General features: G+C 66.1%; 18 protein-coding genes. 4 read left to right on the top strand and 14 right to left on the bottom strand.

Annotation, left to right across the window (positions count from 1 at the left end; translation table 11 throughout):
* Positions 1-57: 57 nt before the first annotated feature.
* Positions 58-306 carry a hypothetical protein gene (locus tag AC0QDI_RS10225; protein ID WP_474667784.1) on the bottom strand — a complete coding sequence of 83 codons (249 nt, stop codon included), beginning with the start codon at positions 304-306 and terminating at the stop codon, positions 58-60.
* Between the two features lie 310 nt (positions 307-616).
* Between AC0QDI_RS10225 and AC0QDI_RS10220 the strand changes: the two genes are divergently transcribed.
* Positions 617-1,567, top strand: coding sequence for a phytoene/squalene synthase family protein (locus tag AC0QDI_RS10220; RefSeq protein ID WP_474667782.1), 951 nt, complete (start codon positions 617-619; stop codon positions 1,565-1,567).
* Between the two features lie 133 nt (positions 1,568-1,700).
* Here the strand turns inward: AC0QDI_RS10220 and AC0QDI_RS10215 are convergent, their stop codons facing one another.
* The 5 genes from AC0QDI_RS10215 to AC0QDI_RS10195 form a co-directional block, all read right to left on the bottom strand.
* Positions 1,701-1,862, bottom strand: a complete 162-nt coding sequence (locus tag AC0QDI_RS10215) for a hypothetical protein (RefSeq protein WP_474667780.1) — start codon at positions 1,860-1,862, stop codon at positions 1,701-1,703.
* 93 nt (positions 1,863-1,955) lie between these two features.
* Positions 1,956-2,969 (bottom strand): bisanhydrobacterioruberin hydratase, encoded by a 1,014-nt coding sequence (gene cruF, locus AC0QDI_RS10210; RefSeq protein ID WP_474667778.1) that lies wholly within the window; start codon positions 2,967-2,969, stop codon positions 1,956-1,958.
* The gene (locus tag AC0QDI_RS10205) at positions 2,962-3,834 is read right to left on the bottom strand and encodes a prenyltransferase (protein WP_474667776.1); all 873 of its coding nucleotides are present in this window, start codon (positions 3,832-3,834) and stop codon (positions 2,962-2,964) included. Before AC0QDI_RS10205 ends, cruF begins: the two co-directional genes overlap by 8 nt.
* Before the next feature lie 40 nt (positions 3,835-3,874).
* Positions 3,875-5,476, bottom strand: a complete 1,602-nt coding sequence (locus tag AC0QDI_RS10200) for a phytoene desaturase family protein (protein ID WP_474667775.1) — start codon at positions 5,474-5,476, stop codon at positions 3,875-3,877.
* A gap of 179 nt (positions 5,477-5,655) precedes the next feature.
* A complete protein-coding gene (locus tag AC0QDI_RS10195; protein ID WP_474667773.1) occupies positions 5,656-6,732 on the bottom strand; it encodes a TSUP family transporter in 1,077 nt (358 codons plus the stop codon).
* Positions 6,733-6,911: 179 nt separating this feature from the next.
* Between AC0QDI_RS10195 and AC0QDI_RS10190 the strand changes: the two genes are divergently transcribed.
* Entirely contained in the window at positions 6,912-7,103 is a 192-nt protein-coding gene (locus tag AC0QDI_RS10190; protein WP_474667771.1) for a hypothetical protein, read from the top strand.
* Between the two features lie 192 nt (positions 7,104-7,295).
* Here AC0QDI_RS10190 and AC0QDI_RS10185 read toward each other — a convergent pair whose 3' ends face one another.
* From AC0QDI_RS10185 to AC0QDI_RS10175, 3 genes are all read right to left on the bottom strand, one after another.
* Positions 7,296-7,580, bottom strand: a complete 285-nt coding sequence (locus tag AC0QDI_RS10185; RefSeq protein WP_083902798.1) for a translation initiation factor eIF-1A — start codon at positions 7,578-7,580, stop codon at positions 7,296-7,298.
* A gap of 223 nt (positions 7,581-7,803) precedes the next feature.
* Positions 7,804-8,316, bottom strand: coding sequence for a YkgJ family cysteine cluster protein (locus AC0QDI_RS10180; protein WP_474667769.1), 513 nt, complete (start codon positions 8,314-8,316; stop codon positions 7,804-7,806).
* A gap of 159 nt (positions 8,317-8,475) precedes the next feature.
* Positions 8,476-9,219 carry a fumarylacetoacetate hydrolase family protein gene (locus AC0QDI_RS10175; protein ID WP_474667767.1) on the bottom strand — a complete coding sequence of 248 codons (744 nt, stop codon included), beginning with the start codon at positions 9,217-9,219 and terminating at the stop codon, positions 8,476-8,478.
* Between the two features lie 177 nt (positions 9,220-9,396).
* On the opposite strand from AC0QDI_RS10175, the gene AC0QDI_RS10170 reads away from it, so the two are divergent.
* Together AC0QDI_RS10170 and AC0QDI_RS10165 are read left to right on the top strand one after the other, a co-directional pair.
* The gene (locus tag AC0QDI_RS10170) at positions 9,397-9,645 is read left to right on the top strand and encodes a hypothetical protein (protein WP_474667765.1); all 249 of its coding nucleotides are present in this window, start codon (positions 9,397-9,399) and stop codon (positions 9,643-9,645) included.
* A 125-nt stretch (positions 9,646-9,770) separates the two neighbouring features.
* Positions 9,771-10,010 carry a PRC-barrel domain containing protein gene (locus tag AC0QDI_RS10165; protein WP_474667763.1) on the top strand — a complete coding sequence of 80 codons (240 nt, stop codon included), beginning with the start codon at positions 9,771-9,773 and terminating at the stop codon, positions 10,008-10,010.
* 64 nt (positions 10,011-10,074) lie between these two features.
* On the opposite strand, the gene AC0QDI_RS10160 is transcribed toward AC0QDI_RS10165, so the two are convergent.
* From AC0QDI_RS10160 to cobT, 5 genes are all read right to left on the bottom strand, one after another.
* The gene (locus AC0QDI_RS10160) at positions 10,075-10,311 is read right to left on the bottom strand and encodes a hypothetical protein (protein WP_474667762.1); all 237 of its coding nucleotides are present in this window, start codon (positions 10,309-10,311) and stop codon (positions 10,075-10,077) included.
* 142 nt (positions 10,312-10,453) lie between these two features.
* Positions 10,454-10,930: a DUF8009 family protein gene (locus AC0QDI_RS10155; protein WP_474667760.1), complete on the bottom strand. Its 477-nt coding sequence runs from the start codon at positions 10,928-10,930 to the stop codon at positions 10,454-10,456.
* A 641-nt stretch (positions 10,931-11,571) separates the two neighbouring features.
* Positions 11,572-12,375, bottom strand: a complete 804-nt coding sequence (locus AC0QDI_RS10150; protein ID WP_474667758.1) for an adenosylcobinamide amidohydrolase — start codon at positions 12,373-12,375, stop codon at positions 11,572-11,574.
* The gene (cobD, locus tag AC0QDI_RS10145) at positions 12,372-13,427 is read right to left on the bottom strand and encodes a threonine-phosphate decarboxylase CobD (RefSeq protein WP_474667756.1); all 1,056 of its coding nucleotides are present in this window, start codon (positions 13,425-13,427) and stop codon (positions 12,372-12,374) included. The genes AC0QDI_RS10150 and cobD overlap by 4 nt, the downstream gene beginning before the upstream one ends.
* Complete coding sequence (cobT, locus tag AC0QDI_RS10140; RefSeq protein ID WP_474667754.1) at positions 13,417-14,445, bottom strand: nicotinate mononucleotide-dependent phosphoribosyltransferase CobT; 1,029 nt, start codon at positions 14,443-14,445, stop codon at positions 13,417-13,419. The genes cobD and cobT overlap by 11 nt, the downstream gene beginning before the upstream one ends.

Genomic DNA, 14,445 nt, shown 5'->3' with positions numbered 1-14,445 from the left:
CGACAGACGGCCGGCCGCGCAGACGACCGCGAATGACAGGGGTGAGCGTGGACGGCGCTACTGGGTCGGGGCGGAGCGGACGACGGCGTCCGTCGTCGGACCGACCCGTCCGTTCGCGTGGATCGAATCGGAGATCGCCTCGTCGGTTCGGCCACCGTCTCCGAGCGCCCGTACTCGAGCGACCGTCGTTGCCGACGTGCCCGCTCGGTTCCAGCGCTCCGTTCGTCGGTTGAGGGATCCGTATCCCAGCGCGCCCGATCTCCGTGGAAGCCGTCCACGAACGACTACAAAAACGTTATCAAACATGTTATACAAATTCCACTAGTGAGCGGACGCCTGTCCGTCACCGATAGTCGGCTCACCTCGAGTCGACGCTTGGGACGGACCGACCCGCTGGTTCACAGATCGGTTCCCGGATCAGTTCCGTGACGGCGGCCCGACTGAATCGGGACTCGACGGTTTCCGGGTACGAACACCTGCAGCGTCGACCGTCCGACTGGCCCGCGGTCAGCGGTCAGTAAGCATAGTGAGGGGGTGGTACTTTATATAGTACTGTCGTAGAATCATCATCCGATCGCCATCCGATCGCAATTTGGTGGGATCGACGAGTGAGAGAATGCAACAGGAACATATCGATGCAGGGAAGGCGATACAGAAACGAACCGGGAAAACGTTCTATCTCGCGACGCGGTTCCTTCCCGAGCGAGTTCGACACGCCACGCACGTCCTCTACGCGTTCTTCCGGATCGCCGACGAAGTGGTCGACGACGCCGACGGGGTTCCGCCGGAAACGCAACGCGCTCGACTCGAGGAGCTTCGCGAACAGGCCCTCGGCGAGCGAGAGCCCGACGATCCCGTTCTCGAGGCGTTCCGCGAACTCCGGGCGGAGTACGGTATCCCCGACGACGAGATCGACGCGTTCATCGACGCGATGGCGACCGACATCGAGACGGAGCGCTACGAGACCTACGACGACCTCGAGTCCTACATGCGCGGGTCGGCCGCGGCGGTCGGCGTGATGATGACCGCGATCATGGACTCCGAGGACGAAGCGATCGCGCTCCCCCACGCGATCAAACTCGGCGAAGCCTTCCAGTTGACGAACTTCATCCGGGACGTCCGCGAGGACGTCCTCGAGCGCGGTCGGATCTACGTTCCACAGGAGACGCTCCGGGAACACGGCGTCGACGCCGCCCAGGTCGAGCGCCTCGAGTTCTCCGACTCGTTCGCCGCGGCGATGGCCGCCGAGCTCCAGCGGACGGAGGAGCTCTACCGCGAGGGCGTCGCCGGTATTCGATATCTCCCCGAGGACTGTCAGCTTCCGGTGTTGCTGGCGGCGGTCCTCTACGCGGAACACCACGCCGTCATCCGAGCCCAGGAGTACGACGTGCTCTCGCGGGAGCCGTCGCTGTCCACGACTCGAAAGCTGTGGTGTCTCGCGAAGACGCGGTGGCACTGGCACTGGAACCGCGATCCCGAGGCCGTGTTCCAGCGCGTGTCGGCGGTACCGTCCGGCGAACCGGACCACCGCGGCTCCGGACGCGGGGAAACCGTCCCGACGCGCTGAGCGCTATTTCGAACCGCTCCGAGACACGCGGCGCTCGGTTCGCGCACCGGACGTTTTTCTCTCGCGTCCGGCCGTCGACCAACGCTCGCCACTCATCGACGGCACACGACGGACGGCCCGAACGACCGCGGCGCTACTCGGCAGCGTCCCCGTTGGCCAGCACGGCCGTATCGGCCACGATGAACTTCGCTAACTTGCGTTTCGAGTGTTCCGCGAAGAGGTGATCCTCGAGCTGTTGGCCCGCGTCGGTCGGTTCGCGACAGACCGGACATTCGACCGGTTCCTTCGTCGCCATAGCAGTGGTACTCCTCCCGGGCGCAAAAGGTACCGGCCGGAATTTCCCGCCGTCGGTGTCGATCCGCTCACCGCTCGCGATCGATACGCGGCACTACCGCCGGTCTCGGACTCCCGGGAGCGCCGTCCGGACCGCCTCGAGGTCGTAGCGATCGGTCCGGAGGAGAACGAGACAGAGCAATCCGGCGACGCCGACGGCCAGCCACTGGCCGTAGAGCGCGTTGATGGTCCCCCACAGCACGAGGAAGCTCACCAGATCGTCCAGCGCGAACTCGCAGGTCCGGACGCGCTCGAGGACGGCCGCGCGATCGAAGGCGAGATCGAGGAGGGCGACGGCGACGGCTCCCGAGAGGAGCCAGCCGCGATAGTTCGAGGCCGGAACGCCGTAGTACTCTCCCGGCGGAACGTACGTCCAGAACCCGATGGCGACGGCAGCGGGATCGAGCACCAGATCGACGGCGAGGACCGCGGCGATCGTCCCGAGAACGCGCGGGACGACCCGCGCGGCCCGTTCGCCGAGCGCTAACAGCGTGAGAAGGACGGCGTTCAACACGAGCGGGACGAAAAACAGCGGCAGCGCGAGGGGGACCTCGTCGCCGACCATCGGCCCGAGGCGAACCCCGTACTCGAAGGTCCCGTACGGCCAGCCCGTGCGCACCCCGACGAGCTCGATCGCGTACGTGTACGCCGTCAGGACGCCGAGGAGGGCGAGCGCGCGGCGGTCGATTTCGGGGAGCAGGGCCACGACCAGCGGCGAGCGCATGACGAGCGTTCCGAACAGGATCAGCAGCGGGTTGTAGGACAGTATCGGTGGAAGATGCCCTTCGGCACTCGCGACCAGCGTCACCGCGCCGACGACCGGGAAGACGACCGCGATGGTGAACCGATTCTCGCGGACGAGGGCCTCGAGCCGCCGCTGGACGGACGCTCGCGTCAGCCCGTCGGTGTCGGCGTCGTCGGGGGAACGCGGGCTCGAGTCGGGATCGGCGCTCGTCTCCGGCCCCGAGCCCCTCTCCGACCTCGAACTTCGCTCCGGCCCTGAATCCGTTTCCGGTCCCGAACTCGCACGTGAATTCGATGACGAGCGGTTCGGGTCCTCGCTACCCATACAACAGCCTCCAGAGGCCCCCCACCGTCAGGAGCGCGCCGACGGCGGTGTTGATCGCCGGAAACCACCAGTACGCGCGATCGACGGCGACGCTCGCGGTCGAAATCGCGACGACGAGCGCGGGATAGACGAGCATGAGCGCGCCAAGCCCCGCGTCGAGCGCGCCGAAGGCGGCCGCGCTCGCGACCCAGCACGCGCCGCAGTAGGCGTAGGTGCGGCGCTCGCCGAGCACCGTTGCGGTCGTTCGGATCCCCGTCTCGCGGTCGGGCTCGATGTCGGGGATCGCCGAGAACGTGTGCATCCCCATCGCCCACAGCCAGCCGCCGGCGATCGCGAGAAGGGGGGGCTGCGCGCCGGCGACGGCGGCGTAGGCGGCGGCCCCCGGCGTGACGTAGAGCCCGTTCGAGACCGAATCGAGCGGCGGGGTCGTCTTCAGCCTGACCGGCGGGGCGCTGTAGGCCGCGCCGAGAGCGAGAAAGGCGATCAGCCACGGCAGCGCGGCCGTCCCGACCAGCGGTGCGAACAGCACGGGGAGGGCCGCACAGAGCCCGACCGCCAGGGGAACGTAACCCTGTCCCCGATAGCGCGTCTCCCGCTCTCCCTTCTTCGGGTTCGCCGCGTCGATCTCCCGGTCGTAGACGTCGTTGATCCCGTAGAGGAAGACGTTCGCCGGCAGGAGGAAGTAGGCGAACAGCACGACCGCCGCGGGCGCGAACAGGTCGCCGACGGCGTCAGCGGCGTAGGCTACCCCCACGAGCACCGGGCCCGCCAGATACAGCCAGAACCGCGGCCGCGAGAGCGTCAGCAGGTACGATAGCTGGTCACCCGCGCTTTCGCCGCTCGGGGCCGTCGGTTCCGAACTCATCGATGGCGTCTCGAGGATTCGCCGCGGTCGGTCGGCGCCGTCATCCGTGATCCTCGAGCACTTTCTCGGCGGTCAGTTCGCCGCTGATGAGACACATCGGCACGCCGATTCCGGGCGTGGTGTCGCCGCCCACGAAGTAGAGGCCGTCGACCTCCTTCGAGCGGTGTGGCGGCCGGAACAGCGACGTCTGGCGGAGCGTGTGGGCCAGTCCCAGCGCCGTCCCCTCGTAGCTGTTGTACCGGCTGGCGAAGTCATCGATGCTGAACCGTTCCTCGAGGACGATCCGGTCTCGGAGATCGGTCCCCGTGTTCGAGGCGACGTCCGCGAGGATCAGATCGCGATACCGGTCGCGGATTTCGGGCGTGTCCTCGAGGCCGGGGGCGATCGGGACGAGGACGAACAGGGCGCTGTGTCCCTCGGGCGCGACGTCGTCGTCGGTTTTCGAGGGGACACAGATGTAGTACGCGGGGTCCTCGGGCCACTGCGGATCGTCGAAGATCTGATCGAAGTGGTCGTTCCAATCGGTCGGAAGCACGAGCGTGTGGTGGGCGAGTTCGTCGACGTCGCCCTCGACGCCGAGATAGAGCAAGAATGCGGACGGGGCGTACGTCCGTTCCTCCCAGTACTCCGCGTCGTAGCCGCGGCGCTCGGGCGTGAGCAACTCCTGTTCGGTGTGGGCGTAATCGGCGTTGCTCACGACCAGATCCGCCTGTACCGGGCCGCTGGCTGTCTCGACTTCGAACCCGCCCGTGCGGCCCTTGATCTCCGTCGCCGGCCGATCGGTGTCGTACTCGACGCCGAGTTCGTCGCCCAGTTCCGCGACGCCGTCGATGACCGCGCCGATCCCGCCGTCGGGGTACCAGACGCCGAGGTTGAAATCGACGTGGCTCATCAGGTTGTACAGCGCCGGCGTATTGGTGGGAGAACCGCCCAGAAACACCAGCGTGTACTGCATGATCTGCTGGAGCTTCGGGTGATCGAAGTAGCGCTCGACGTGGCCCTGCATCGATCCCAAAAGCGAGAGGCCCCGCGCCTGTCGGGCCACGTCTGGATCGATGTAATCCCGCAGTCGTTCGCGGTCCTCATAGACGAAGTGTTCCATCCCCACCTCGTAGTTCTCCTTGGACTTCTCGAGGTAGCGCTCTAACGCCTCGCCCGCGCCCGCCTCGTACTCCTCGAAGACGGCCTTCGTTCGCTCGAGGTCCAGCGTGACGTCCACCCGATCACCGTGTGCTCGCGGGCCCTGCCCGCTCGCATCGTCCGCGGAATGGTTCGAAAATCGTCCCTGACGATTTTCGTCATCACGAGCGACGGCGTCGCCGTCTCTCGAACGACGTCGTTCCGCGCTATCTTTGAAGAAAATTCGATAGTGCGGATCGAGATGCGAGAGTTCGTAGTACTCGCCGGGCGTCCGGCCGAACTCGGCGAAAAAGCGCTCGAAGACGTCGGGCATCAGGTACCACGAGGGCCCCATATCGAATCGGAACCCGTCCGTCTCGAGGCGACTCGCGCGGCCGCCCACCTGTTCGTTCTTCTCGATGACGCGCACGTCGGCACCCGCGTCGGCGAGATAACAGGCCGTCGAGAGCCCACCGATGCCGCCCCCGATCACGACGACCGACTCACCGGCCAGCGATTCCATGCTCGAACGTGAGTATGGGGCCGGTGTTAAACGTATATCATACCTATGTAGGGAATCGGGACTGTTCGCTCGAGGTGGAAATTCGGGGACGGCGAAAACGCGTCGCCGTCTCATTCACGGACAGTCGGCCGACCGAGTTCCGGGCTCGATGGCACTACGTGTTCCAGGCTCGAGCGGCCCTAGAAGCCGCCGAACGCCATCAGGAACAGTGCCGTGGCGATAATCGCGAACAGAGCGCCGACACCCTTCTTGATCGTTCCCGTATCCAGCGCGGCCGAGACGTAGGGGGCGATTTGGCCGCCGGTCGCGGCGGCCGGACAGGTCCAGATGACCATGTTCCACGGCGTCGACGCCAGGTCCATCGTGTGACCGCCGGGGACCAGTCCGCCGCCGAAGACGTGGACGACGGAGGCGAGGATGGCCGTCGAGGCGACGACGATGTGGTTGGTGCCGATGGCGATTCGAACGGGAACGTTCGTCCGGAGCATCGAGATGATTCCCAGTTCGCCGATGCCAAAGCCCGCGAGTCCCTGGAAGACGCCGCCGACGCTGTAGTTGGCGAATCGCTCGAGGTAGCCGCTCCGAGAGTACTCGTAGCCGTTTCCGTCGCGGTCTGCGCGGGTCACGGTACCGTTCTCGGCGGTCCGGACGCCCGCGACGCCGGGTTTGGCCGCGTCGTTCGGCAGCCCGCCGTCCGCCGCCATCGCCGAGTCGTCCGACGCGTCCGGCCCCCCGTGGCTGAGGTCGGCTTTGAACAGCAGATACGCCGCCGCGAGGAGCGCGATCGCGAGCAACGCGTGGAACACGGGTTCCGGAATAACGAACGAGAGGAACGCGCCGGCGACGACGAACGGAATTCCCCCGAGAACGAGGCTGAGCGCAAGCCGACGGTCGACTAACCCGTGCTGGATGAACGCGAGCGACGAACTCGAGAGTCCGAACGATTCGCTGAGTAGGCCGATTTTCACCAGCGTCTCGGGCTCCAGGGGGTACGCGAACAGCGGGAAGACGAAGATGAGGAATGGGACGAACAGTGCGGAGCCACTGATCCCGACGGTGTTGACGATGGTCGCACCGATGAGGAAGGGAACGAAGAGCCACCAGTACTCCAGCCAGTAGCCAGTTCCGCCACTTCCGGACGTTGGTGCGAAGAAGTACACCCCGAGGACGAACGCCAGCGGTGCGATGAAGACGAGGACGTGTTGATACTTGAGAAAGGTCTTCTGGATGCTCGGTGACGATGACGACGGTGTCATTGAACCGTGAGCGCTGCGTTTGGAAGTGAAGAATAAGAGTATTTCCGTCTGTCGCTACCTCGTGAACCGTTCGTGTGGGTAAGTCGTGCACTATACTGAGGGGGTGATCCTCGCCTGGCGTCCGACCGGTCGAAACGTCCTCAATATTTATTACACCTTCCGTGTTACATGCTAACATAATGGGTTTCTCAGAGGGGCCCCACGAACCGGGTGTGCAGTCCGCGGGAGAGGACAGTGGCGACGCGGTCGACCACGCCCCGACGGCGGGACTCGTCGCGACCGTGCTCGAGTCGCTCCGGATACACTGCCAGAGCTGGCCGGATCGCTACGTCGAGATGCGCGTCGACGCGCGAACCGACCGTCGAGAGTAGCGGTCGCTCGGAGAGCGTTCCGGGTCGTCACGATAGCGTCGCGTTTTCGACGGCAAGGCAGCGCGGACGGGAGTGGGCACCGTCTCGAGTCGCCGTCTCACGCCTCCGAGGCTCTCGGTACGAGAGTGCAACCGCTACGGACGAACTGTCGGTGCGGAGAAATCTAATTGAAAGCGGGACCGATACCGGGGTTCAATCGATGTGGCCTTCGCGACGCAGTTGATCTGCGTCCTGACCAGTGTAGCGCCACTCGATGGTGGCTTTTTCGTCCTGCCAGTCCCATGGCTCGGCGACGACGATGTCGTCTTGCTCGATCCAGGTCCGGTATTTCATGCGCCCGGGAATGCGGCCGAGACGCTCCTCGCCGTCCTCACAGCGGAGGCGAACGTGATTGCCACCGAGGTGTTCGGTTACGACGGCGAATACTTCATCGCTGTTGGGCATACGGAGGTTCCGTCGCCCGGAGTCTTCTGACACAGGCTGACTACGTGCGGCAGACTTTTAAATACTTGGAGAGGCGTGGTAGCGAACCTCGTGCGAACGGGTGGCGATCGTCCGTACTCGAGCTATAGTCGCCACTGAAAGTCACTGCATACGTGATCATGCGACGGCTGTACGATCGGGTGTGTAAATCGTTTCAGTGGCTACTAGCGAAAAACGGGCGACATCACCCCCTCGAACGGTTCCGGTCGACTTCCGGCTAGAGTTCGCGGTCCGAATCCGGATTCTCGAGGTCCCACAGCACTTCCGGTAGAAAGGCCTCGAGGTTGTCGATAACGCTCCGCTCGCTGACGTTCAGCCCCTCGCAGTGCTCGTGAGCCGAGTCCCGGATGTCGACGTGTAACTCGCCGTCCTCGAGCCAGACCCCGAGCGGAAAGACCGAACACCGGGTGGGTTTCCAGTCCTCCTCGAGGTGCAGCGAGCAGAGGCCGTCCTCCCGCAAAAAGGCGCAGGCGTGGCCGTCCTCGGCGACGTGGTCGTCGCGGTCTTTCGCCTCGCGCGTGACGAACTTCTCGCCGCGGAACTCCGTCGTGGTCTCGGCGAGGTTCGCCCGCTGGGCGAGCTCGAGGAGGTCCCGATCGTAGAGGAGCACGCCGTGGTGGCAACACCACGTGCAGTCGTCGACGCACTCGAACGTGAGGTCGGGGTCGAACTCGACGACGACCTGGCGGTCGGGATAGACTTCGACGCGTCGCGTGGCGTCAGCGCTCACGTGTCGTTGGTAGGTGGTCGCCGTGAAGTGCCTTTCTACCGATCGTCTCCTGGAAGTGAGAACCGGAGTTCACCGCGACGACGCTGAACGTCACACCCGATAGCTGTTCGATCGGGGTGGCGTGGCACTCCGAACTCGGTTCTACGCGCGAATCGTCGCCTACTCGAGCGGTAGCGTCTCCCGCTCGCTCGAGTCCACGATCGTGTTCCGGAGCGTGCCGACGCCGTCGTAGGTAATCTCGACGGTGTCGCCGGGTTCGACGAGGCCTGGATTCGCGGGGCTGCCGAAGGAGATCACGTCGCCCGGGCGGAAGGTGAACCGCCGCGAGAGGAAGGCGATGATCTCGTACGGATCGAACAGCATCAGTTCGGTGTTGGCCTCCTGTCGACGCTCGCCGGCGACGTCGGTGTGCATGTCGATGTCGGTCGGGTCGACGGCGGTTTCGATCCACGGACCGAGCGGGCCGGAGGCGTCGAAGGCCTTCCGGGCCGTCCGCCCGCCCTGATCGAGCGCGTCCATATCGTTGAGAATCGTGTAACCGCGGACGACCTCGGGGACCTGGTCTTCCGAGAGGTTCCGACAGGGTTCGTCGATGACGGCCGCGAGCTCGCCGGCGTAGGTCACTTCGTCGCTGAACTGGGGGTAGGGAACCGGATCCTCGTGACCGACGAGCGACGCGGGCGGCTTGATGAAGAAGTCAGGTTCGTCGGGTCGCTCGTACTCCATCTGATCGATCGTCGCCGCGAAGTTCCGTCCGACGCAGTACAGCGCCGAGGGCTCACAGGGCGGCAGGAAGTCCCCGTCCGACCCGACCTCGTAGGCACCGTCGTCCGCGTGTACGACGCCGTCCTCGTATCGTCCGGCGACCGGTCCGTCGTCCGTCGCGATCCGTGCGAGTTTCATTACCGGCGGTCTCGATTCCGGGAGATTAGTGGTATCGGTTTGCTCGCGAACCGGTTCGGACTCGAGCGCGGTCCTCGAGGCCGGCGACGGATCCTGACACCGTTCCGGTTCACCCGTCGATCGCACCACGCATATGACGGTCCAACGCATACCCCGTCGCCCGGCCAACGAGTGCCCATGTGCGCCAACCTGACGGTCGACGACGAAGGGAAGCGAGTCGTCAACACGAACGGAAAGGAGATCGGCGTCGTTCAGGATATCGACGCGGGCGTCGCATACGTCGAACCGGGCCCGGAGATGAGCGAGTCGATCAAATCCCGGCTCCGTCGTGACCGAGAGATAGCCGACGGCACGGAGAACTACCGGCTCGACGAGGACTACATCGACGAGATCACGGAGCACGAGATACGGCTACAGCGTCTCTGATCGAATACGCGGCGGTATTCAGTTCGAGACAGTGAGAGGTCGAACGTCCGGACTCTTTTCGGTCGCGACCGCCGAGCAGACGCAGGGGTAGCGTATATCTCACTACTCGAGGGAACGGAGAACGTATGTCCGCACACTTCACAGACGACGACGAGGGGAAACGAGTTGTGAACGCCAACGGCGAGGAGATCGGCGTCGTTCAAAACGTCAGTTCAGGGACTGCCCACGTCGATCTCAGCCCCGGTATCACCGATACGATCAAATCGAAACTCGGCTGGGGCGATCAGGACGAGGAGACCTACCCGCTCGACGAAGACAAGGTCGATACGATAACCGACGACGAAGTCCGGGTCCAGCAGCTCTGAGTGCCCTCTATCTCCTTTTCGAAGCGACGAGAGACCGCACGCACGTCGTCCGACAGCTCCTCGTTCACTCCTCGAGTCGAAGGTACGTTCGGCTGCCGCGGTGTTCGAGCGAGACGTCGTTAGTCTCGACGTTCGTGCGGACGTATTCGTCGATCCCCGCGGCATGCAGATCGGTGACATCGATCCGTTGGTGCTGTTGCGTCGCTCGGTTCGTGTGGTCGACGGTCGAGCGACGGTCGCGTCGTTCACTCCCCTCGTCGGAATCGATCCGTTCGTCGGCTCCTTCAATGATCAGTGACATACGTTTCAGTTGGAGCGATAGTACGTCAAACCGATCCGTCCGGAGTGAAAGTGAAAGTACGGGACGGAGTCCCGTTCGGTGAAACGGGACTGTGATGGGGGTTGCAGCAGTAGTCACCGCTGACCTGCCGGTCGGCTGTTCGCTAGCCGAGCGTCTTGAGTTCGACGCGATGTGAGCCGTCGTCGGTCTCGACCGTGATCGTCTGGACGATCGCCTCGCGTGCCCGCTCCTGCCACGCCTCGATGGCCTCGGCGTGGCGCTCGCGAATCCGGTCGGTCTCCGAATCAGCGGCCTCGTCCGGGTCGCCATCCGCGTCCGAGTCGTCGTTCGCCTCCGCGCGCGTCGACTCGAGGTCGGGATACTCGGCGACGACATCCTCGTCGATAACGTCGGCGGGCGAGAGGTGGACCGCACCGGTCAGTTCGGTGTCGTCGACGCGGTAGACGTGGATGCGGGCCCGCATTCGGCCGTGAAACGGCGGCGTCACTCGAAGGACGGCCTCGCCGGGATTCTCCCGGCTGTAGGCGTAGGCGTCGACGGCGTCGTCCGGCGAGAGCGCGATCGAGCGGATGGCTGACGGGTCATCGGGGTCGTCTGACGGATCGCCGTCTTCCACCATTGATACTGGATTGCACTCGCGGCCGGTTAACTGCCGGGATTCGAACGTGTGCGACGTCCGTGAACGGTGCAGTGAGGTACTGATGAGATTGTGGGAGACGAAGCGTCCTGCTATCGTGGCAACAGGGAATCGCCACGCCCTCCCCGGCCGATTTCTGCTCACGGGCGTTGCGGGACGGTTTCACCGTCCCGACAGTCGCGGCGCGTTGCGCCGCGCACTGCTCGTTCGCATGGTTCGCGGGACAGACGGTCCCGCGCTAACGTTCACGCCTCGCGGCGCTCACTCATCCACTGGAAGACGCTCCGCGCCTTCCAAGCCTTCGTTCGCAAGACTCACGAGGACCTCGCGCAGTGGTATCGACCGACCTCACTCTCGTTCGGCCTGCTCACGGATCGCTTCGCTCTCCGTTCGCTTTCGAGGCACTCCCGTCGTCTTCGCGCGGCAACGCCGCGCGAATGGTTTGCGAGACCTCCGGTCTCGCACTAGTCGCGCCTCGCAGACAGCGCGCGCCACCGCATACCGGTTGGTTGGTCGGAGTGAAACGAAACTTCCCTGTCTCGATCACTGGATCTCGAGCATCCGTGGTAATTCGTAGAAACCGTTCGATAGAAGCCGTCGGGTGAGGCGATTCGAGCCTCGAGTTACTCCGTCGCAACGCGATCGTCGTCGGCTTCCGGCTCGAGCCCCGGTCGAAAGACCTCGGCGCAATCGTCCGTCGAAACGCCGTACGCCGCGTCCGCGAGCGATTCCGGGAGGGAGACGTCGCCGTCCGTGTAGTGGACGCGTAGCGATGCCCGAACCGCGTCGCGGACGCATGCACGGGTCGCCGCGCCGACTTCGGTGCCGCTGCCGGAAAACGCCGCTGACGGTCCCGACGGATCGTGACCGACGACGATCGCGTCCGTCGTCGTGCCCGGAAAACCGGTTTCGGCGAGCAGCGTCGCGGCCTTCGCCTCCGCGGCGACCGCGATCAGATTCGCCAGCGCACCCGGCGCGAGGGCCCGCGTCGTCCCGACGATGACGTTGACGGTTCCCCGTCCCTGCTCGAGCGCCGATTCGTCCGTCGCCGGCCCGTCGGGATCGTTCGCGTCGGCGGGATCGGGCTCCATCGGCAACGCGGCCGGATTCGATATTCCGGCGGTCGCGTAGGCCGTCACCGGACCCCGGCGAGCGCCGCGAGCGTCCGCGACGTCGACGCCGGTCAGTAGGGCCGGTCCGGCCGCGTCTGCAGCGGTCGGCTCGAATCCCGCGCGCTCGAGGCGCTCGTCGACGTACGCCCCGAGGTCGGTTCGCTCCCAGCCTTCCGGGACCGAGACGTTGTACGCGCAGTCCGCCGTGTGGCGGCCCCCGTTCCAGCCGGTCGAGAGCCACTCGGTCCCCGGTCGAATAACCCGGAGGACGCCGTCCCGTCGGATCGCGTCGTACTCCGCATCCGTTCCAGTCATCGCTCGGTTTCGCTGGTGTCGTCGTGATCGCGAACGCCGAGCGCCGCGAGCAGTCGGTCGTTCGCCGCGCGGTCCTTGACCGCGACCCGGACGTGAGAGTCGAGCGCGCGGAAGGTCGTCGCGTCGCGGATCGTCACGCCGGCCGCTCGCGCGTCGTCGATCACGGCGGAGACGTCTCGGTCACCGACGTTACAGAGGAGATAGGGCGCGTCCGATTCGTGGACCTCGAACCGCCGCTCGAGCGCCTCGCGCATCCGCTCGCGCTCGCTGACGACGCGCTCGCGCGTGTCGCGAACGAACTCGTCCCGCCGCAGGCAGTGCGCCCCGACTCGAGCGGCCGGCGTCCCGAGCGACCACGTGCGACGGGCGGTCGCGAGCGCGTCTCGCCGCTCGGCGCTCGCAACGGCGAAGCCGGCGCGCAGCCCCGGCAGGCCGAACAGCTTGGTGAGCGAGCGGGCGACAATGACGTTCTCCCGCTCGAGTTCGGCCGCCGACGAGCGGTCGGTGAAGCCGAGGAACGCCTCGTCGACCAGGAGCGTCGTGCCGGCGTCGGCACAGCGGGTAGCGAACGCCTCGAGCGCGTCCGAATCGATCGCGTCCCCGGTGGGATTGTTCGGGGTGCAGATCACCGCGAGCGCGGACGACTCGAGCACGGTCGGCCCGATCTCGCACAGCTCGTCGTAGCGAACGAACCGCGGTGTCGCTCCCTGTAGCTCGACTTCGCGGGCGTACTCGCCGAAGCTCGGATAGGGAACCAGCGCCTCGTCGCCCGGCTCGAGCGCGGCCTCCATCGCCAGCCGAATCGCGGCGAGCCCGCCCGGCGTGGGGATCACTCGGTCCGGCTCGCAGCCGACGAACGCCGCCGCGGCGGCCCGGAACTCCGGGTAGTCGTCGTCCGGATAGCGACGGGACTCCTCGAGCGCGCCGGCGTACACGTCCGCGACGCCGTCGGGAGTATGCGGGTTCGTATTGGCCGAGAAGTCCAGCAGGTCGCGGTCGGGTTCGCCGCCGTGGGGGACCCGCTCCGCGGTCCGGATCGAATCAGGGTCCACGGCTCCCCTCTTCGGCTCCGCCACTGCCTTCGTCGTTCTCGATACCCAGTCGAGCACAGACCGCCTCGAGCCGATCTCTCACCTCCCCCATCCGGGCCTCGGGGACGAGCGAGAGCGCGCCGCCCATCGCGACGCCCTCCTTGGCCTCGCCGGCGCAGTAGCGCGCCATCGCGACGTGGTCGCGCTCGTCGAAGCCGGGATCGGTGACGGTGAGCTCGCAGCCGAAGCGCTCGCAGGCGTCCGCGAGTTGATCCCCCTGTTCGTCGGCCACGAAGGAGGTGGTCGCGATCGACAGCGGCGCGTCGATCCCGGCGTGGCGCAACAGGGCCGCGACGGCGAGCATCTGGGTCCCGCCGGCCAGCGTTACCTCGGTCCCCGACTCGAGCGCGCCGGCCGCGATCCCGGTCACCGTCGGCTGGACGGGATCGCCGACGGCTTCGATCGCCTCGAGGGGCGCACCGTCGCAGTCGCCCGGCTCGAGGTCGCTCGCGGCCAGCGCCTCGTCGACTACTCGACGCTTGCGCTCGATCGGGTTCTCGGGCAGCGAGGAGGAGACGCCTGCGGGTTCGCCGAGCGCGGTGAGGACGCCGAGCGCGGTCGTCGTCCCGCCGGGGACCGTCTCGCCGATCACGAGCCGGTCGTCCGGCAGGCTCGCGCCGTAGTCGTACGCGCGGTCGAAGCTCGCTTTCGCGTCCGGTACGGCCACCGATTCGCGGATGTCGCCGCCGGGCCCCGCGTCGAGGTCGACCGTCGGCGCGGCCGTCGACTGCGTGAGTCCCGCGTCGATCACCGAGACGTCGAAGCCGACGACCTCCCGAACCGCCCGAGTCACGGCGGCGGGCGTCGGACAGCCGTTCGGACTCACTGGCGTCACCGGCGACATGACCGGTTCCCCGTACTCGAGGATCTCGACGTCCGCCGAGGGCGTGTGCTCCATCAGCTCCGGGGCGGCCCCCGCGGCGCTGATGCCGTCGATCAGGGCCGTCTCGGTCGTTCCGGCGGGGAGAAGAAGTCGCAT

This window comes from Natrinema sp. LJW11 (assembly GCF_056135975.1).
This window is presented reverse-complemented; position numbering and strand designations above follow the sequence as displayed.